We start from the raw sequence: 18,751 nt of genomic DNA on the forward strand, positions 1-18,751 counted from the left end.
ATCAGTCCTCCTTTCTGTTAATGAAGTCATGGCGGGATAGCTTGTCTCTGAGCGTCGCGGATGTCAGTTCGCCGACGTGCGAGTCCACCATCCTTCCCTCGGGATCGAAGAACAAGGTGGTGGGAAGGCCGCGGGCGCTCATGGTTCGCGTGATTGTCGAGAACGGGTCCAGGAGGACGTGGTCCAGCGTCAGGCCGTTATGTTCGATGAACGCTTTCACCTGTTGCTGGGACTCGCCCTGGTTGACGGCGACGAAGGCAATGTCGGGGTAGGTCTTTTGCGCCATCTCGAAAACGGGCATTTCGCGCCTGCACGGAGGACACCAGCTGGCCCACAGGTTGAGAACGACAGGCCGGCCCGTATACGCCTTCAGAGAAATGGGTTCGTTTGCCATCGTCATCAGCGAGGAATCGGGCAGGGGCGGGGCGTAGCGATACATCGAATCCACCGCGCCCATCGCAGCCAGCCAGATGGCTATCCCGGCCAGCATGCCGCCAAATGCCGGCTTGCGCAGCGCGGGCGCCGAACGGGTTTTCAACCACAGGGCAATCGCCGCGGCGAACAAGCCAACCCACCAGGTGAATCCGCCATCCCCGACGGCCAGAACGGCCTTGGGCGTCGTTGCGTAGTCCTCCCAGTTTCGGACGATGTATCCGAATCGCGCCGCGAGCAGCCCCCAGAAAAACGCATCCAGCAGCGCCCAGCCTGCCGATGCGGACGGGTGCTGCGCAAGCCTGCGCGCCAGGGCGCTTGCTACCCCCAGGGAAACGATCGCGCCAATGGCGATCGCCACCAGGTGAATCGAAAACGGTCCCAGGCCGATCATGGCGCGCCCGCCCGGTCCAAGTGGGCCAGGAACCGATCCGCGTCGATCTCGCCGATCATGCGCAGTTCCCGACGCTCGTTGCCGTCGGGCCCTATGAGAATGAGCGTGGGCGGCCCCAGCACTTTCCAATGCTTGAGCAATGCCTGGTCGGTTGCGTCGTTATGCGTGACGTCCGGGCGTACGACCTGCATGCGCCCGAGCCTGGCCGCCACGGTCGGGTCGCCGAAGACGTTGCGCTCGATCACGTGGCAACTGATGCACCAGTCGGCATAGAAGTCGATCAAGGTCCATTTGCCTTGCTCGCCGGCCTGGGCCAACAGCCTGTCCACATCGGCGACCGACTTGGCGGCAACGTATGCTGGCCTGGAATTTCCGGCGGCGGAATTCTCCGGCAGGCCGCGTAAATGATTCAGCGGCTGAAGGGTTGAGGTTCCGCCGGACGCGCCGCCGACCAGCATGAGAATCGACCACAGACCGGATACCGCCGCCGTGGTCCGGAGGGTCCACAGCAGGCGGTGCCGGGCCGCCACGGCGTTCGCCCACGCCAATAGACCGAGGGTGACGGACAGCCCCCAAATTGCCCAGATCACGAGACCGATGGTGGCCGGCACGAAGCGGTCCAGCATCAGCGCGGCCATTCCCAGCATGACATAGCCGAATGCCACTTTGACGCGGTCCATCCATGCTCCGGGCTTGGGGAGCACGCGGGCGCCGAACACCGCGATCGCCAACAGGGGCAGGCCCATGCCCATTCCCAGGGCGAACAAGGCGATTCCTCCCTGCAGCGCGCTGCCTGTCTGTCCGATGTACAGCAGCGCCCCGGCCAATGGAGCCGTCATGCAAGGCCCGACGAGCAGCGCCGACAGGAACCCCAGGGCTGCGGCCCCGGGCAGGCTGCCGCCGCCGCTTTTTCTGCCTGCGGACTCGACGCGGCTGACCAGCGCTGAAGGCAGGCGCAGTTCGAACATGCCGAACAAGGAACTGGCGAGAACGAGGAACAGGACGGCAAATGCCCCAAGCAGCAAGGGGGACTGCAGCGTGGCCTGCACATTGGCGCCGGCGAGCCCGGCCGCCACGCCGACGACGGCGTACGTTGCGGCCATCGCCAGGACATACGACACGGACAGGGCGAAGGCGCCCCTCGACTTCGCCTGGCTGCCTACGACGATAGAGGAAACGATCGGGATCATGGGGAGCGTGCAGGGCGTGAACGCCAGTAGCAGGCCAAATCCAAAAAACAGCACGGGTCCCCAAATCGGTCCGAGGTCCGCCAGGCGCTGGGCGGCGCTCTGGTCCTGCGCGGCGGAAGTGCCTGCCGCTGCCGGCGATCCGCCCTTTGCCGTGGCATCGGCGCTGGCGGCTGGCAAGCTCAGCGCCACCGTCTGGGGAGGGTAGCAAATGCCCGCCTCGGCACAACCTTGCCAGTGCAGCGTGGCCTGCGCGCCGGCGCCCTGCCAGCGCAGACGCAGGGCGTCTCCGGTGTAGACCTCTGTTTCGCCGAAAAATTCGTCGTGCTGGGTGACGCCTTCAGGTAGGGTGACGGCGGCTTCGCTGCCATCGCCGCCGACGATCTTCAGCGACTGCCGATAGACGTAGTAGCCTTTCGCGATGTGGCCTTGAACCGACAAGAAGTCCCCTTCCCGATAAACCGGCTCGAGCTTGAAGACCTCGTCCGGCTCCAGGAATTCCACGTCTTCCGACGATGACAGCCAGCCGCTGTCCGCCCGTGCGCCACCGATGGCGAACCAGCACACCAGGAAAACTGCAATGAGCCGCCCAAACCGAATCAAATCCCGCTCCTTCAACCGCTATCCCGCCATGTTGCAACATCCCGATTAAGCGAGACTAAAGGGCGCGCAAGGCGGCTGGCGGGTTGCAGCCATGCGCCATGTGTGTCGGGAAACTCGCCTAACATATTCCCTGTTGTTTACAGGAATCGAGACTGCTGTGCGGGTACTTTTGGTCGAGGACGATGATCTGATCGGTAAAGGAATTGTGGCCGGCCTCAGGCCGCACGGCATTACCGCGCATCACGTATGCACGGCCGCCGAAGCGGAGGCCGCGCAGGCGGAGGCCGCCTACCATGCCCTGATACTGGACCTGGGCCTTCCCGATCGCGACGGCATGGAGTTGCTGTCTATTGCCAGGGCCGTGGATCCAAACATGCCCGTCCTGGTTCTGACGGCGCGAGACGCCATGGAGCATCGGCTTGCGGGCCTGCATGGCGGGGCGGACGATTACATGACGAAGCCCTTCGACCTGCGTGAGCTGGCCGCCCGCCTGCATGCGCTCGTGCGGCGCACGCAGGGCCGGACGACCCAGGTCATCAACGCCGGCCCGTTGCGGCTTGAGCCGGATAGCGGGCTTGCGTGGTTCGACGGCGCTCCGATTCTGCTTTCGCGCCGGGAAGTCGATCTGCTGACGCACCTGGCGGCTGCAGACGGCCGATGGGTGATGCCGGATGTCCTCAACGAAAGACTGTACGGAGGGTGCGAGGAGATCAACAGCAACGCCTTGAACGTGCATATTCACAACATACGGCGCAAGCTGGGAGCCGCTGCGATAGAGACGGCTCGCGGCCTGGGATATCGGTTGGGCTGGAGATCGGAATCATGAGCTTGAGGTTTCGCGCGGTCCTGATCGCCGGGATTTCCATCGCGGTGCTTTGGGCCGCGGCGGCCGCCTGGATGATGCAGGGCGTGCGCGCCGATCTCGATCGTACGCTCGATGGCCGCCTCGCGATGTCCGCCCGGATGGTCGCCGGGCTGCTGGAGCGCGGCGCCCTGGAGCCCGCGAAGCCGGACGGCGACCTGGCCGAGGCGGTGCGCGTAGATGGCGGAGAAGGAATCAGCTGCCTGATCCGAGGGCTGCATGGAGAGGTGCTGGCGCGGACCAACGACAGCCCGACAGGCATAGACAGTGTCGCCACCGGATACAGCGTGCACGAGGAGCGCGGGCAGAAATGGCGCGTCTACGTGCTGAACGCTAACGGTTACCAGATCACCACCGCCGACCGCATCGATCAACGGAATCTGTTGATCGAGGATCTCTTGCGGGCCGCTGGCATCCCGTTTCTCATCGCGGTGCTTGGCGGGCTCGGCGCGCTATGGATAGGCATCGGCAGGGGGCTCGCTCCGCTAAAGAACTTGCGGCATCAACTCAGGGCGAGGCAGACCGAGGACACGTCTCCGATTGCGGTCCATCGCTCGCCTTCTGAGCTGCGGCCGGTGCTCGACGCCATGAACGGGCTGCTGGGGCGGCTTGCGTCCGCGCTCTCCAGTCAGCGGGCATTTACGGACGCGGCCGCGCACGAACTGCGAACGCCGCTGACCGTGATCGACACGCACCTGCAGGTGATTCGGATCACCGACCGCGAAGACGCGGAGTTTTCACTTCGGAGCGCAGAGGAGGGCGTGCGGCGCTTGCGGCGAACGCTGGACCAGATGATGATCCTGGCCCGCACCGAGGCGGACGTCACCCAAGTCGAAGGAAATTGCACTTCCATCGTGTCAGCGGTCCAAACCGCACTGGGCCGCCTTGGCGACGGCGCGTGCGATCGCGTGGACCTGACCATAGAGGGCGACGACCGGCGGGCGGCGATGCCGAAATCGATGCTGGAAACGGCCGTGCGCAACCTCGCCGAGAATGCCGTTCTTTATTCTCCGCGGGAACGGCGCGTCGATGTCGCCGTCGTCTTCGACCAGGAAGCCGCCCGTTGCCGGATTACCGTGGCCGATCGCGGCCCTGGGTTGGGCCAGGAGCAGATCGCCCAGGTCGGACGACGGTTCTGGCGCGGTGACCAGGGCCGCAAGCAGGGCGATGGATCGGGACTCGGTATTTCAATCGTACGCGCGATTTCCGACCGGTTCGGCGCCCGACTGAAACTGGGCCCACGGCCGGGCGGCGGGCTCATCGCCGAAATCTCGGTCCCGCTATGCGTCGACGACTCGCGGGAAAAACCGCGTTAAGACCGTAGGGGCGCGCGTTCTGCGCGCGCCGGGCGGGACCACGAAATTCCAACAGAAAGTGCGAACCGCGCGCCCGGTGTGGCGGCGGTTTGCGCGCTTGCCGCGACCCATTGCCGCGCGCAACGGGCAAAGCTCCCTGCAGGGGCGTTCTTAATTCTCACTTAATCGTCGTCGGCAAACATACGCCCATTTTTCTTACAAGAACAACTGCAGGGAGTGGGAGCCGTGAGGCGCAAGCAGACACACGTGACACCGTCCGAACTCATAGGGGCGCCTTTCCGGGCGCGCAACGCCGTCGAAGCCGGCACCCCTTGGGTTATCGGAAAAAAATAGCATGTCCTCAACACTCGGGTTCTTGCTGGCGCTCAGTTTCGTCGTGTCCCTGGTCGCGCTGGGCGCGCTCATCTGGGCCATTGCGAACAAGCAGATCAGCGCGGGGAAAAAGGAAGCGTCCTCCATTTTTCTCGGCGGGGAAGCGGGCGTTCTTGACGACCCCTCTTCCACCAGCGGCGAAGCTGCCGAGGCCGCGCATCGATTCGACGTCGAACGCGCCGGAATCGACGCGCCTGGATCGGGCGTGGTGCTGCTGCTCTCCACGGTTTCGATCCTGTTTCTGATCGTCGGCTCCCTATTCGGCCTCGTCGCGTCCCTCAAGCTGCACATGCCTGACTGGCTCGCGGAGGTCGCCTTCACGACGTTTGGGCGGGCGCGAACGATACACCTCAACATGGTGGCCTATGGTTGGCTGTCGGCTGCCGGCATCGGAGTCGCCTTGTGGATCCTGCCTCGCATCTTCCACACCCCGCTCAGACGTCCGGCATTTGCCCGCGCCGGCGCGGTGCTGTGGTCGATCGGCGTTGTGTGCGGTGTGATTGCGATTGGCGGCGGGTGGTCCGACGGACTGGAATGGCTTGAAATTCCATGGCAGGTCGATCTGCTCTTGGCCCTAGGCGGAGCACTGATGGCGTGGTCCGCGATCGATACGGCCTTGCATCGCACCGTCCACCATCTCTACGTATCCGGGTGGTACTTCCTGGCGGGGCTGGCCTGGTTTCCGATACTGTTTTTCATCGCGAACATACCGGGCCTTCATCTGGGGGTGCAGCAGGCGACCATGAACTGGTGGTTCGCGCACAACGTGCTCGGGTTGTGGCTGACGCCCCTCGGCGTCGGAACCGCCTACTACTTGATTCCGAAGATCATCGGCAAGCCGGTCTATTCCTATAGCGTCTCGCTGCTGGGATTCTGGGGGCTGGCGCTGTTCTATAGCCAGGTTGGCATTCACCACCTGATCGGTGGCCCCATCCCCACGTGGGTGGTGACGCTGTCCATCGTTCACAGCGTGATGATGTTCATCCCGGTCATCGCGGTGGCGGTAAACCAGCACGTAACCGTCGCTCAAAACATCTGGGCTTTCAAGCAGTCCATGGCGCTGCGGTTCGTATGGACCGGCGCCCTGATGTATACGGCGGCGTCCTTTCAGGGCTCGCTGGAGGCGATCCGGGCGGTCAACTCGATCACCCATTTCACGCATTACACGGTGGGCCACGCGCATCTGGGCGCCTATGCGTTCGTGTCGGTCGTGCTGTTCGGCGCCTTCTATTACATGATGCCCCATCTGACCGGAAAGCGATGGCCGTGGCCGAGGCTCATCGCCTTGCACTACTGGCTGACCGTCGCGGGCTTCCTCATTTATTTCTTGGCCTTGACCATCGGCGGCTTTTTTCAGGGTGTCGAGCTACTCGACCCCGACGTTGCATTCGCGGATATCACACGGCACATCATTCCCTACTTGGAGGGGCGGTCTCTGGGAGGGGCGTTGATGACATTGGGGCACATCGTTTTCGGCATTCACTTCTTTGGCCTGTTGATCGCCAAACGTCCCTTGGTAGGGGGCAAGCATGAATAGAATCACCCCGCTTCTGCTGGTGGCGACCGGCATCCTCGCGTTTGCGACGCTGATGCTGGTGATTCTGCCTGGCTGGCAGGTGCGCACCATCGAGCCGCCGAAAGCGCTAAGCCCATACACGCTGGAACAACTGAGCGGCCGCCAGCAGTACATCGCCAATGGTTGCGTGTACTGCCATAGCCAGCAGCCACGCTCGACGGGCCAGACCTTCGCGGACCTGGCGCGAGGCTGGGGGAGGGCGTCGACGCCGGGCGACTACGCATACGACGAGCCGCATCTGTTGGGCACCATGCGTACGGGTCCGGACTTGCTGAACGTGGGCGGCAGGCTTCCGAGCAGGGATTGGCATCTGACCCATCTTTATCAGCCGCGCGCAATATTCGACTGGAGCATCATGCCTTCCTACCTGTATCTTTTCGAGACCAAGGACAAGGCGCAGGCGGGCGACGTCGTGGTCAAGCTGCCCAAGGACTATCAGCCGGCTGACGGAAAAGTCGTTGTTGCGCGCAAGGAGGCACTGGATCTGGTTGCATATCTCCTCAGCTTGAACCGCTCCTATTCGGTCAGTGACCGTGAAGCGGCAATGCGAGACAGGGGATACGACCGGACTGTCGATAAACAGAACGGCGCTCAGTCGGGTCGCGGCGTACAGCACTAGGGAATCAGCCAAATGCCAACTCGTGAAAAGCGCTCTGTCGAGCGTGTTGAGGACGTCGACCCCGCATTCGATCCATGGGAGCCATCCCGGCCTATCCCCATATTTGTTCTAGGGATTTTCATCGCCCTGGCCGTCTGGGGTGGGTTCAGCTATGTCGGTGACCTCGTGCCGGAACGCGTGGCGGCCGGCGATACGGTCACGCCTGCGGCGAGCACGGTGAATCAGCCTGCCGGCGCCGCGAACGATGCTCCCCGTTTGATTCATGGCGGCTCGGCCGAGGTGTGGAGCTGTGCGTCGTGCCACGGCGCCGCCGGACAAGGAGCGGGACAGACGCCCCGGCTCGCGGGCTTGAACAGCGCTTACATCGTCAAGCAGCTTCAGGATTTCGTCTCGGGCGCTCGCACCAATGAGTCGATGCGATACGTCGCCTCGCAGCTCAGCCCGTCCGAGATGAATGAAGTCGCCGAGTACTACTCGGCGCTATCGATACCCGCCGCGCCTTCGCCCTCGGGAGATGGCCGCTTCAACCGAGGGCGCGAGCTCAACCTGCGCGGAGACTGGAATAGGGATGTGCCGGCATGCGCGACGTGCCACGGCGAGGCCGGAGAGGGCCTGGGCGCCACATTTCCCCGCCTGGCGGGCCAGCAGCCCGAATATCTGTTCAGCCAGCTGACCGCGTGGAAGGGCGGCAGACGCCACAACTCGCCGCAGTCGCTGATGGAGGATATCGCCTCCCGCATGAGCGAAGAAGACATGTGGGCCGCAGCGCAGTACTTCGGTTCTCTGCGGACAGCGCACTCGAAATAAGAAGGAAGCGGACAGCAATGACTATGCAAAATTCCAGCCGGTCGAAGAACTCGGCGAGAAGCAGGATCGTCTATGCCGGCGTGCTCGGGTTGGTGCTTTTCGGCATCGGGTACGCCGTCTACCAGAGCGGAGGAATCGGCCACGTCTATCAGGCGCTCGGTGGAAAGCCCGAGACCAGGGCGCTTTCGTCCGCATACGAGCGGGCGCATATGGAGGCCGACCGGAAAGCCTATAAAGCAGACCGGGCTGCGGAACTGCCCAGGATGCCTGTCGACGCTGACGGCTACTACGCGCCGCCGCCGGAAAGCGCCATTCCGGACAACCCGTATGGCGATGCGGTACGACGCGGGCGAGCCATCTTTACGGAGACCGGGACGCATGTAAAGGACCACGTCGGAAATGCAATGGCGTGCGTGAACTGCCACCTGGACGCCGGCCGGCGGGAAAACGCGGCGCCGATGTGGGCGGCATACGGCGCCTATCCCGCCTATCGAAGCAAGACGAAATCAATCAGCACCCTGGAGGATCGAATAATGGGGTGCTTCACCTATTCCATGAACGCTCAGGGGTCCCCATCCGGCAAGCCGCCGGAAGCCGGCAGCGACGTCTACCGGGATCTCATCACCTACATGGCCTGGTTGTCCGATGGCGCGCCCGCAGGTCAAAAGCTGCCGGGCGCGCTGTACCCCAAGGTGCCCAAACCCGAGCAAGGATACGACTTGATGCGCGGCCTGGCCGTTTACCAGCAGAACTGCGCGCTGTGCCATGGCGGAGATGGCCAGGGCACGACGGACCCGGAGGGAAAAGTACGTTTTCCGCCCTTGTGGGGGCCGGACTCGTACAACTGGGGGGCGGGCATGGCCCGGATCAATACGGCCGCGGGGTTCATCAAGGCGAACATGCCTTACGGCAAGCCCTTTTCCCTGACGGATCAGGAGGCCTGGGACGTGGCCGCGTTCATCAATAGCCACGAGAGGCCCAAGGACCCGCGACAGACCGGCACGGTTGCGCAGGCTGCCAAAGCGTTTCACGGCGGCGAGTCCTTCTATGGAAAAACACTGGAAGGACACTTGTTGGGCTCGGGCGTGGGGGCCAGCCGCGATTAACCGGGGGAACCGATGGCTGCTATCGATCTGGAACCCATACGCTTGGCCGGCAGGGCGGTGCTGGCCGTCAGGGGGATGTGGTGCACGAGCTGCGCGATGGCGCTGCAGCGCTCGCTTGCGCGGGTCCCCGGCGTTCGGGACGTCGCCGTGAACTTCATCTCGGGGTCAGCCCTTCTGCGCTGGGACCCCGCGTCGGCAAGGCTGGACGAGATTTCCAGCCGAGCGGATAAGCTGGGCTACGAGCTTTCGTTCATGCGCGACGATGAGAGCGCCGACGAGGCGCTCGGCGCGCAGGCGCAGCGCATACGTTTTCAGCTTGTCGTAGCGGTCGTCTTCGGCATGTGGAGCATGTTGGGCGCCTGGGTGCTTTACCTCGATCCCGGGCTCAACGGCAGTGCCGAAGGCAATGTGATCGCATGGCTGAGCGTGGCCGCCGGGCTGCCCGTCATGCTCTATTCCGGCCAGGACTTCTTTCGTGCTGCGTTCAACACGCTGCGCGCGGGCTTTGCCGGCATGGACGCGCTCGTCAGTATCGGCGCATTGGGCGCGCTACTCGTTTCCGTGTGGAATCTTCTGGCGGGAAGCACCGAAATCTACATGGACGCGGCCACTATGCTCATCACCTTCCTGCTTGCGGGCCGGTTGATCGAGATCCACGCCCGCCAGGAAAGCGGCGTCACGATGCGTGCCCTGGCGCGACTGGCGCCCGAGATTGCGAGCGTGGTGGACGAGCGGGGCGCCGCTGAACCGCGGCCGATTTCGCAGGTCGGCGCGGGAGACCTCGTCCTGGTGCGTGCCGGCGAGAGAGTTCCGGTCGATGGCGTCGTCGTGAGCGGACACTCGGATGTGGACCTGTCGCTGCTCACCGGGGAGTCCATGCCCGGCAGAGTGGGACCGGCAGACAATGTGATGGCGGGGACGGTCAATCTCGGTTCCCCCTTGCAGGTAAAGGTGGTGGCCAGTCACGGCGCCAGGCGCATTGACCTGCTCGGCCTGCGCATGCTGGAGTTGTTCGGCGCCCGGCCGTCCCTTTCCATGGCGGCCGAACGATTCGTCCGGTGGCTGTTCCCGATTGTGAGCCTGGTCGCCGCGTTTTCCTTTCTTTACTACCTGAGCACGGGGCACCCGATCAGCAATGCATTGATCTCGGCGCTGAGCCTGTTCGTCGCCGCATGCCCCTGCGCGGTCGGGTTGTCCATGCCGCTGGCATATGCGCTTGGAGCCAAACGAGCCGCACAGAGCGGGACGCTGTGGCGCGATCCGGCCAGCGTCGAAGCGCTGGCAAAGTCGAGCACGATTGCGTTCGACAAGACTGGCACGCTCACGACCGGACAACTGGAAATCGCGGGCGTCGAGGTTGCGCAGGGCGGCCATCCAGCCGGCGTGGTTCGTCTGGCCTGGCAGGCGGAGTATGGCATTGTCCATCCCATCGCGGACGCGCTTCGCCGCCACGCGGATCGCAATGGCTGGCGTGCCGAAGCGGCGGGTGCTTCATTGGCGGCGCAAAGGCACCCCCGTGGCGTGAGCTTCGAGACGGACGAGGGGCAAGTCCTGGTCGGCGCCCGCTCGTGGCTGCAACGGCTTGAGGTCCAATTTCTGCCGGCAGGTGAGGATCGTCCGGGCGTGGTCCATATTGCTCGCAACGGCGTGTGGATCGGTTCCATACGCTTCCAGGATACCCTCCGCGCCGGGGTCCGATCCGCGTTGAAAGTCCTGGCGGACGAGGGCGTAGAACTGTGGCTGCTCACCGGAGATTCCGCCGCCGCGACTGAAAAGCTGACAGCTGGCATGCGCGTTCCATTCTCGCGGGTGTTGAGCGGATGTGGGCCGGATGAGAAGGCGGACGCGCTGGGTCAGGCGCGAGGCGGCGTCACCTTCGTCGGGGACGGCGTCAATGACGTGCTTGCGCTTGCCAGCGCCCAGTGCGGGGTTGCAGTGTCGTCCGCCGCGGCTGTCGCCACGTCCGCGGCCGGCATCGTCATCACTCAGGGCGGCGCGGAACAGATTGCAAGCGCCAGGTCCTGGGCCCGGCGGACGTACAGAATCATGCAGCAGAACCTGGTGTTTTCGATTTCGTACAACGCGGTCGTGGTAATTGCCCTGTTTGCAAGCGGAGCGACGCCTCTCGCCGCCGCCGTCGCGATGCTGTTGAGCAGCGCCTCGGTCTGTCTCAACGCGCTTCGGCTGGCGCAAGGGCCGAAACAGCGGCCGTCCCAGCCCCGCGTCGCCAGTTCCGTGACTTAGTCGGTTATGCGGCGCGAGGTTTGGGCCGCCGGCTCGGCGCCCGCCACGAGAACCCTACGTGGCGCGCAGCGCCTTCTTGTCGACCTTGTTGGCGCCGGTGTAGGGCAGGGCGTCGAGAATGCTGATGACCGCCGGCACCTTGTAGCGCGCCAGATTGGACTGGCAGTGCGCGATCAGGCCGGCCTCGTCGATGGCCGCGCCCGGCCGCAGGACCACGAAGGCGCGGATGACTTCGCCGCGATAGCTGTCCGGCCAGCCCACCGCCGCCGCTTCGGCCACGTCCGGGTGCAGATACAGCACCTCGTCGACTTCGCGCGGGTAGATGTTGTAGCCCCCTGAAATCACCAGGTCCTTCTTGCGGTCGCGGATGTACAGAAAGCCGTCCTCGGCGAATTCGCCGATGTCGCCGGTGTACAGCCAGCCGTCGCGCAGGGATTCGGCGGTGGCGTCGGGCCTGGCCAGGTAACCCTGCATGATCTGCGGCCCGCGCGCGCGGATTTCGCCGCGCTGGCCGGGCGGCAGCACCATCGTTCCCGATTCCAGATCGACCACTTGCACCTCGGTGCACGCCACCGGCGTGCCCACCGATCCGTGACGCGTTCCCGCCGGGCCGTTGTAGGTGAGGATCGGTCCCGCTTCGGTCTGGCCGTAGCCTTCGTATATGGGCGCGCCCACCGCGGCCTCCCAGCGCCGGTGCACCTCTTCGGCCAGCGGCGCGGAGCCCGAATAGCAGACGCGCACGCTGGACCAGTCGGTGAGCGCGAAGCGGGCGTGCCCCAGCAGGCCGGTATAGATGGTGGGGCTACCGGGAAACAGGGTAATGCGCTCGCGTTCGACGGCGTCGCAGACATCGTCGGGCCGGTAGCGCGGCAGCACCACCAGCGTCGCCGCCGCGCTGGCGGCCAGGAACAGGCCCATGGCCATGCCATAGGAATGGAACAGCGGCATGGCGCAAAGCACGCTGTCGGCGCCGTAACGGGTAGGCAGGGCCAGTTCCCGCTGCAGCACATTGGTGGCGATGGCGTCGCGCCCGAGAATGACGCCCTTGGGCTGCCCGGTCGTGCCGCCGGTGTACTGCAGCAGGGCGGGCGCCTGGGCGTCGGCGTCGTCCACGGACACGTCCGCCATGCCTGGCGCACGCTCCATCCAGGCGCGGGCCTCGTTTTCCATGACTAGCCGGATGCCTAGCGCCGTCGCCAGCGGGGCGGCCACGGCGGCGCAAGCGCCATCGGCGATGAGCAGCGCGGGTTGCGCGTCGCGCAGGATGAATTCGAGTTCGCGGGCCGTATAGAGCGGATTGAGGGGGACGTGCTGGTTGCCGGCGCATTGCAGCGCCAGCGTCATCACGCAGGCCAGGTCGGAGTTGCCCAGCAGGGTGGCGACCCGGTCACCCGGGCGCGTGGCCTCGCACAGGCGGCTGGCCGCTGCCCAGGTCCGGGCCGCATAGCGCCGGTAGTCGAGGCGCAGCGCGCCGTAGACCAGCGCCGTGCGCTCGGGATAGTCGCGGGTCGCGCGCGCCAGCAGCGCGGGAATGCGCGGCGCGTTTTCCAGGGCGGCGTTGCTCATCGTGCGCCTCCGGCGGCGTCCACCCGCAACACCACCGCCATGGCGCTGTCGCCGGCCGCGCAGCCGGTAAACAGGCCCAGGCCGCCGCCGCGCTCGGCCAGTTCCTCGATGAGTTCAATGACGGACCGCAGGCCGGTCGGGCTTTGGGGGTGGCCCCACACCAGCGAGCAGCCGTTGTTGTTCATGGCCATGACATCGAAGCCCGTGGCGCGCGCCAACGCGATGTCCGAGACCACGAAGGGATTGTGCGTCTTCACGGCATGCAGGTCCGCGACCGCAAGGCCGGCGCGCGCCAGCGCGCGGCTGGCGGCCTCGATGGGCGCCTGCGGCATGTAGCCCTTTTCGGTACGCGACTGGCCGAAGGCCAGGATTTCGATGCCGATCTCGGGACGGCGAGACAGCTCGCGGGCCCGCCCGGCGGTCGCCAGAATCATGCCGGCGTTGCCGTCGGCCGGATGCGTCTGGCCGCCGTAGGTGATGGTGCCGCCGGGCAGCACCGGGGCCAGGCGAGCCAGGCCGTCCGCCGTCGTGGCGTGGACGCCTTCGTCGCCTTCCATCACCGACGCGATCCTGGCGTAGCGCGCATCGGGCACTTCGAAGGGCAGCGTCATGTAACGCTGCTGGAACCGGCGTCCATCGGCGCAGGCCTGCGCGTACTGCTCATAGCGGCGCAGCGTGACCGCATTTTGCTCTTCGGTGGAGATGCCGTGGCGTTCGGCCACGCGCTCGCCGGTCTGCAGCATGGACAGCCCGCTCCACGGGTCGTGCGAAAAATTGTCCAGCACCCAGTTTTCATGCGAGCCGGAACCGCCGGGGCCGGCAGGATCGGGATAGTAGAGCTGCGGGCCGTTGGAAACGCGGTCGGCCATCAGTACCAGGGAGGTCTCGGCGTGGCCGAGCATGAGTTCGGCTGCGGCCGTCGCCAGGCCGCGCACGGAAGTGGCGCAGGCCTGCGACACCACCGGCCCCGCCAGTTGAGGCGCGTCCAGCATGCCGGCCACCCAGGGCAGGCCGTAGAACGACCCCTGCTGCGGCACCGAGCAGCCCAGCACCGCGCTTTGCAGCGCCGTGGGCGCGATGCCCCGGCGTTCCAGTTCGCGGCGCGCGGTCCAGGCCGCGAAGCGCAGGCTATGCAGGCGTGACAGGCTGCCCTGCCAACGCGAAAACGGGGTGCTCCAATACACGCCATAGGGAATGTGTACGCCGGTCATGCGGACTCCTGATGCAAAGAGGCGGTTCAGGGCAGGAACTGCCAGGCGCCGGAACGGGCTTGCATCAGCACGACGCCGCGCTCGTCCAGGCCGTTGTGGTTGGTGGGCGACATCATGTAGATGCCCTGAGTGCCCACCGTGCCTTGCAGGCTTTCCAGCGCGTCGCGCAAAGCCTGGCGGAAGGCCGGCGTGCCGGCGGGGGCGTCGGCGGGGATCTTGGCGACGGCGGCGTCCAGCAGCAGGTAGGCGTCGTAGGTATAGGGCGCGAAGGCATTGCGCGAATCGGCGCCGTAGGTCGATTCGTACTGCTGGGCGTAACGGCTGGCCACCGGTTTGATCGGGCTGTCGGCAGGCAGTTGTTCCACCACCTGCACCGGGCCGCTGGGCACGATCACGCCATCCACGCCCTTGCCGCCGAGCTTCAGGAAGTCCTTGTTGATGACGCCATGGGTGTTGTACTGGACCCCCCGGTAGCCGCGCTCGCGCAGCGACAGATGGGGCAGGGCGCCTGGCGTGCCCGAGCCGCCGACGAGCACCGCGTCCGGCGCCAGCGACACGATCTTCAGCACCTGGGCGGTGACCGAATTGTCGGTGCGCGCATAGCGCTCGTTGCTGAGCACCTTGATGCCGCGCTTGGCCGCCGATTCCTGCAACGCGCGGTACACGGCGTCGCCCCAGGCGTCCGAGAAGCCGATGTACGCCACCGTCTTCACGCCGCGCTTGACCATGTCGGCGGTCAGCGAATCCACCATCAGGTCGATGCCGTGCGCCACCACGAATATCCATTCGGCGCGGTCAGGGCTGACCACGATGGGCGCCAGCGACAGCTGCGGGGTGCGCGCTTCGCGAGCGACTTCCGTGACCGCCATCGAGGTCGGCACATTGCTCGGGCCGATGATGGCGTCCACCTTGTTCTCGGTGACGAGCTTGCGCGCCGTCTTGACCGCGGAAGAGGGGTCGGTCGCATCGTCCAGGGCGATGTACTCCACGGCCCTGCCGCCCAGCGTCTTGGGCAGGAGCGGCACGGTGCTGCGGTACAGCGAGCCCATGGAAGCGCCGGGCCCGGTGCTGCTGGCGATCACGCCGATGCGGATGTCAGCGAGGGCGGCGCTGGGCGCCAGGGCGCAGGCCAGCGCCAGCGTGGCAAGACGACGATACATGGCTATTCCCCTTTTCTGGATATGGCCCGGCTAGCGGGATGACCCTAGTATGGGCGGGTCGGCGATAACTGGATAATTGCGATTCCTTATCGTTCGATAACCAGTTTGCGGGTGCGGCCCATGTCGGAAATTCCCACTTTGCAGCAATTGCGGTCGCGCTTGCGCATTCGCCACCTGGTGTTGCTGGATGAACTGGGGCGAGTGGGGAATTTGCACCGCGCGGCCGAAGCGATGCACCTCAGCCAGCCGGCGCTGAGCAAGCTGCTTGGCGAGGCCGAGGCGCTGGCCGGGCAGGCCCTATTCGAACGTTCGCATCACGGCGTCGCGCCAACGGCGCTGGGGCTGCTGATGATCGACCGGGCTCGCCTGCTGCTGAATGAACTGGACGCGACCCATGCCGAGCTCGCCGCCGCGGCCAACGGCGCGACGGGCAAGGTGCGGGCGGGTATTTTCCCGGTGGTGGCGCATCTGCTGGTGCCTTTGGCGGTCGAGCGCCTGCAGGCGGCCCACCCCGCTTTGCGCATCGAATTGTTCGAAGGCCTGGAGCAGCAGCTGCTGCCGGCCTTGCGCGCGGGCGAACTGGATTGCGTCGTCGGGCGGCTGGGCGTGGAGGGCGCGGACGCGGACCTGCAGTGCGAGATCCTGTATGACGAGGCGACCGCCGTCGTCTGCGGACCGGCGCATCCCCTGGCCTCGCGCAGCCGGCTGAGCGGCGCCGCCCTGGACGCTTGCCGCTGGGTGCTGCCGTCACGCAATGCCGCGCTGTACAGCATGGTCGCCGCCGCCGTTTCGGCGCGCGGCGCCGGCTTCCCGCAAGTCGCCATCGAATCCAGCGCCATTCTGACCATCGTCTCGCTGCTGCAGCGGACCTCGCTGCTGTCGGCCATTCCGCTGCGCGTGGCGCGGGCGCTCGCCGAGAACGGGCAGGTGGCGATCCTGCCGCTGGCATTGCAGGCGCGATTGCATCCGGTCGGCATCATGACCCGGCGCGATGCCCGCGCCGCGGCGGCCGCTACGTTGTTCCTGAACGCGTTGCGCGAGGCGGCGACCGTGGTGCGGGCCGACGCCGGTCCATAAAAATCGCTCCAGGGCTGGATTTTTTCGAGGCCGCGGACGCGCAAATAGTGAAAACGGCTTGAAGCGCGCCCGTTGCAAGCACGCGGCGCGCGGCCGGCCTATGCCAGGCGCAGGCCGGTCATGCCGGCCGTGATGACCATGGTCGCCAGGCTGCCCACGCCGATGACGCCCCAGGCCGCCGCGGCCGACCGTGATTCGGATGCGCCATGGCCGCGCATGACGACCCGCAGCCCGCAGGCGAGATGGACGATGAGCAGCCAGACTGCGATCGAATAGTGGGGTAGCAGCCGGATGTTCCAGGCGTCTCCGACCAGCCCGACGGGCTCGCCGATGGCCCATGCGTAGTTGGTGTCGGTGCCGAAGTAGCGCGCCAGGACGAATACCGAGTTGATGTGCGAAGCAATGAAGAACGCCAGGTAGATGCCCGAGGCGGTCTGCAGGGAATCCAGCATGTCGGCGCGCCGCGCGGTTTTCGGCTTGAGCAGCACCAGCCCGCTGAGAATCTGCAGGAAGAACAGCGTGATGAGAACGGGCTCGACGGCGCCGTGGCGGTAGACGGCCCGCAACACGTCCATGGCCGCCATATGCACGTCGTTGCCCAAGACGCCCAGCATGTGGTTGAAAAGGTGCGGCGCAAGAAAGGCGAGCAGAAGCGCCAGCGATGCGATGCCGTGACCGACTCTCAGCCTGGAATAGACAGCGGGGTCGTCAAGCACGGCCGGACGCGGCAACGTGGTGCGCATCGTCATGGCCGACAGGGCCGCCAGCGCGATCCACAGCCCGGTCCATACGGCGATATCATGACCGTCGATTTTCATCAGGTAGAGCAGCACGCCCAGCAAGGTATAGGCGGGCGGCGCGGCGACAGCCAAATGGGCCAACCGTCTTGCCAGCACCAGGCGATCGGTCAGCGCCGCCTGCCGTCCCAAGGCGTACAGGGCGAGGAATCCGGCCAGCGGCACCAGGTAGGCGGTCAACAGGCTGAGCAGGGGCGCGACGCCCGAGCCGTCCCGGGCCACGAATCCCGCATGGGCCCACCGTAGCGCCCAGGGGTAATAGAGCGCCGCGGCGAACGGCAGCAGCCATAGCCATTCAAGCCTGGCCGTGGACGCCTGGGCGCGCCCGGCGGGCAGCGGCGCCCGGGCCGGCAGCGGAGGGGTGATGATTTCCTGCATGGTGAACCTCGATGGGATGCGGTACCGCATGTTGGCGCACCGGGCTGCCTGGCGGAAGCTGCCATCGGGTTATTACCGCGCTGTCCATCGGATCACGCCGGCGTCGCGCCGCCCAGCGCCGTTTGCAGGTAATCGATGAACAGCCTGATCCGCAACGGCATTTGCCTGCGGTTGCGATAGCACGCGTAATGCCCGCGCCCATCGGCCACGAGGTCGGCCAGAAGGGGGATCAAGCGTCCGCTGGCAATATGCGGATCGGCCTGGTAGTTGGCGAGCTGGGCCAGGCCGTTGCCTGCCAGCGCCGCTTGCGCCACCAGTTCCGGGTCATTGAAGACCTGGTGCCCGGGCAGCGCCAGTTTGACCAGCTTGCCGTCGACCTTGAACTCCCATTCGTGCGGCTTGCCGGAGTCCTTCAGCCGGAAGGCGATGATCCGGTGCGATTTCAGGTCGTCGATGGCGGCAGGCGCGCCGGCCTGCTCCAGGTAGCCGGGCGCCGCGCATACGATCAGCCGCATCGGCGCGATTTTCTTCGCGACGATGTCCGCCTCCTGGATGCGCCCGTTGCGTATGGCCACGTCCACCTGATCGCCGGCGAAATTCGTGTGGCGATCGTCCAGGTCGAATTCGAGGCGGATCCGGGGGTACCGCTGGCAGAAGGCCGGCAACAGCGGCGCCACGCACTTGCGTCCGAATCCGACGGTTGCGCTGACGCGCAGCAGCCCCGCCGGCACGTCGCCGGCGTCCTTCATGTTTTCCACCGCGCGCGTCAGGTGGTCGACGCTGGGCAGGCATTCTTCGAAGAACTGCAGCCCCTCGGGCGTCAGTGAAACGTGATGCGTGGAGCGATCCAGCAGGCGCACGTTGAGGCGGGACTCAAGCCGGGCCACGCTACGGCTGACCGCCGGCGCCGAAATGCCCAGCTCGCGGGCCGCCGCGTTGAAACCGCCATGGGTGGCGACCTTCATGAACGCGATGATTCCAGCGAAATTCTTCCCAGCGGACATGCAGATTCGATCTGAAGAGAGTTGGAAGGCCGGCGGCGCC

The 18,751-nt window shown here is 65.8% G+C and carries 15 protein-coding genes; 8 read left to right on the forward strand and 7 right to left on the reverse strand.

Annotated elements, in window-relative coordinates; translation table 11 throughout:
- Position 1 precedes the first annotated feature (1 nt).
- Together AC1M14_RS04485 and dsbD are read right to left on the reverse strand one after the other, a co-directional pair.
- Positions 2–826 carry a TlpA disulfide reductase family protein gene (locus tag AC1M14_RS04485; protein WP_102773924.1) on the reverse strand — a complete coding sequence of 275 codons (825 nt, stop codon included), beginning with the start codon at positions 824–826 and terminating at the stop codon, positions 2–4.
- Positions 823–2,616 (reverse strand): protein-disulfide reductase DsbD, encoded by a 1,794-nt coding sequence (gene dsbD / locus AC1M14_RS04490; RefSeq protein ID WP_479731077.1) that lies wholly within the window; start codon positions 2,614–2,616, stop codon positions 823–825. Before dsbD ends, AC1M14_RS04485 begins: the two co-directional genes overlap by 4 nt.
- A 169-nt stretch (positions 2,617–2,785) precedes the next feature.
- On the opposite strand from dsbD, the gene AC1M14_RS04495 reads away from it, so the two are divergent.
- The 7 genes from AC1M14_RS04495 (at position 2,786) to AC1M14_RS04525 (ending at position 11,518) form a co-directional block, all read left to right on the forward strand.
- On the forward strand, positions 2,786–3,442 hold the full coding sequence (locus tag AC1M14_RS04495; RefSeq protein ID WP_479731078.1) for a response regulator: 657 nt from the start codon (positions 2,786–2,788) through the stop codon (positions 3,440–3,442).
- Positions 3,439–4,794 carry an ATP-binding protein gene (locus AC1M14_RS04500; RefSeq protein WP_479731079.1) on the forward strand — a complete coding sequence of 452 codons (1,356 nt, stop codon included), beginning with the start codon at positions 3,439–3,441 and terminating at the stop codon, positions 4,792–4,794. Before AC1M14_RS04495 ends, AC1M14_RS04500 begins: the two co-directional genes overlap by 4 nt.
- Positions 4,795–5,128: 334 nt before the next feature.
- Positions 5,129–6,703, forward strand: coding sequence for a cbb3-type cytochrome c oxidase subunit I (locus AC1M14_RS04505; protein WP_479731080.1), 1,575 nt, complete (start codon positions 5,129–5,131; stop codon positions 6,701–6,703).
- The gene (locus AC1M14_RS04510) at positions 6,696–7,361 is read left to right on the forward strand and encodes a cbb3-type cytochrome c oxidase subunit II (protein ID WP_479731081.1); all 666 of its coding nucleotides are present in this window, start codon (positions 6,696–6,698) and stop codon (positions 7,359–7,361) included. Before AC1M14_RS04505 ends, AC1M14_RS04510 begins: the two co-directional genes overlap by 8 nt.
- A 12-nt stretch (positions 7,362–7,373) precedes the next feature.
- Positions 7,374–8,168, forward strand: a complete 795-nt coding sequence (locus AC1M14_RS04515) for a c-type cytochrome (RefSeq protein WP_102773918.1) — start codon at positions 7,374–7,376, stop codon at positions 8,166–8,168.
- A 23-nt stretch (positions 8,169–8,191) separates the two neighbouring features.
- Positions 8,192–9,274, forward strand: a complete 1,083-nt coding sequence (locus tag AC1M14_RS04520; RefSeq protein WP_479731082.1) for a c-type cytochrome — start codon at positions 8,192–8,194, stop codon at positions 9,272–9,274.
- A gap of 12 nt (positions 9,275–9,286) precedes the next feature.
- A complete protein-coding gene (locus tag AC1M14_RS04525) occupies positions 9,287–11,518 on the forward strand; it encodes a heavy metal translocating P-type ATPase (protein WP_102773916.1) in 2,232 nt (743 codons plus the stop codon).
- 54 nt (positions 11,519–11,572) lie between these two features.
- Here the strand turns inward: AC1M14_RS04525 and AC1M14_RS04530 are convergent, their stop codons facing one another.
- The 3 genes from AC1M14_RS04530 to AC1M14_RS04540 are packed head-to-tail and all read right to left on the reverse strand — an operon-like array spanning position 11,573 to position 15,455.
- Positions 11,573–13,084: a class I adenylate-forming enzyme family protein gene (locus AC1M14_RS04530; RefSeq protein WP_479731083.1), complete on the reverse strand. Its 1,512-nt coding sequence runs from the start codon at positions 13,082–13,084 to the stop codon at positions 11,573–11,575.
- Positions 13,081–14,295, reverse strand: coding sequence for a thiolase family protein (locus AC1M14_RS04535; RefSeq protein ID WP_479731084.1), 1,215 nt, complete (start codon positions 14,293–14,295; stop codon positions 13,081–13,083). Before AC1M14_RS04535 ends, AC1M14_RS04530 begins: the two co-directional genes overlap by 4 nt.
- A gap of 26 nt (positions 14,296–14,321) precedes the next feature.
- A complete protein-coding gene (locus tag AC1M14_RS04540; RefSeq protein ID WP_479731085.1) occupies positions 14,322–15,455 on the reverse strand; it encodes an ABC transporter substrate-binding protein in 1,134 nt (377 codons plus the stop codon).
- Positions 15,456–15,575: 120 nt separating this feature from the next.
- Between AC1M14_RS04540 and AC1M14_RS04545 the strand changes: the two genes are divergently transcribed.
- Complete coding sequence (locus AC1M14_RS04545; protein ID WP_479731086.1) at positions 15,576–16,532, forward strand: LysR substrate-binding domain-containing protein; 957 nt, start codon at positions 15,576–15,578, stop codon at positions 16,530–16,532.
- 98 nt (positions 16,533–16,630) lie between these two features.
- Here AC1M14_RS04545 and AC1M14_RS04550 read toward each other — a convergent pair whose 3' ends face one another.
- Positions 16,631–17,737: a hypothetical protein gene (locus AC1M14_RS04550; RefSeq protein ID WP_479731087.1), complete on the reverse strand. Its 1,107-nt coding sequence runs from the start codon at positions 17,735–17,737 to the stop codon at positions 16,631–16,633.
- A 62-nt stretch (positions 17,738–17,799) separates the two neighbouring features.
- Positions 17,800–18,672 (reverse strand): LysR family transcriptional regulator, encoded by an 873-nt coding sequence (locus AC1M14_RS04555; RefSeq protein WP_219929590.1) that lies wholly within the window; start codon positions 18,670–18,672, stop codon positions 17,800–17,802.
- Positions 18,673–18,751: the final 79 nt, after the last annotated feature.

The sequence above is a fragment of the Achromobacter sp. SX5 genome (assembly GCF_056711425.1).

Excerpts from the sequence above, each read along its gene's own strand:
- AC1M14_RS04535 (WP_479731084.1), bottom strand. The coding sequence starts at position 14,295 with ATGACCGGCGTACACATTCCCTATGGCGTGTATTGGAGCACCCCGTTT.
- AC1M14_RS04530 (WP_479731083.1), bottom strand. The coding sequence starts at position 13,084 with ATGAGCAACGCCGCCCTGGAAAACGCGCCGCGCATTCCCGCGCTGCTG.
- AC1M14_RS04500 (WP_479731079.1), top strand. The coding sequence starts at position 3,439 with ATGAGCTTGAGGTTTCGCGCGGTCCTGATCGCCGGGATTTCCATCGCG.
- AC1M14_RS04555 (WP_219929590.1), bottom strand. The coding sequence starts at position 18,672 with ATGAAGGTCGCCACCCATGGCGGTTTCAACGCGGCGGCCCGCGAGCTG.
- AC1M14_RS04525 (WP_102773916.1), top strand. The coding sequence starts at position 9,287 with ATGGCTGCTATCGATCTGGAACCCATACGCTTGGCCGGCAGGGCGGTG.
- AC1M14_RS04540 (WP_479731085.1), bottom strand. The coding sequence starts at position 15,455 with ATGTATCGTCGTCTTGCCACGCTGGCGCTGGCCTGCGCCCTGGCGCCC.
- AC1M14_RS04505 (WP_479731080.1), top strand. The coding sequence starts at position 5,129 with ATGTCCTCAACACTCGGGTTCTTGCTGGCGCTCAGTTTCGTCGTGTCC.
- AC1M14_RS04545 (WP_479731086.1), top strand. The coding sequence starts at position 15,576 with ATGTCGGAAATTCCCACTTTGCAGCAATTGCGGTCGCGCTTGCGCATT.
- AC1M14_RS04515 (WP_102773918.1), top strand. The coding sequence starts at position 7,374 with ATGCCAACTCGTGAAAAGCGCTCTGTCGAGCGTGTTGAGGACGTCGAC.
- AC1M14_RS04510 (WP_479731081.1), top strand. The coding sequence starts at position 6,696 with ATGAATAGAATCACCCCGCTTCTGCTGGTGGCGACCGGCATCCTCGCG.
- AC1M14_RS04520 (WP_479731082.1), top strand. The coding sequence starts at position 8,192 with ATGCAAAATTCCAGCCGGTCGAAGAACTCGGCGAGAAGCAGGATCGTC.
- AC1M14_RS04485 (WP_102773924.1), bottom strand. The coding sequence starts at position 826 with ATGATCGGCCTGGGACCGTTTTCGATTCACCTGGTGGCGATCGCCATT.
- AC1M14_RS04550 (WP_479731087.1), bottom strand. The coding sequence starts at position 17,737 with ATGCGGTACCGCATCCCATCGAGGTTCACCATGCAGGAAATCATCACC.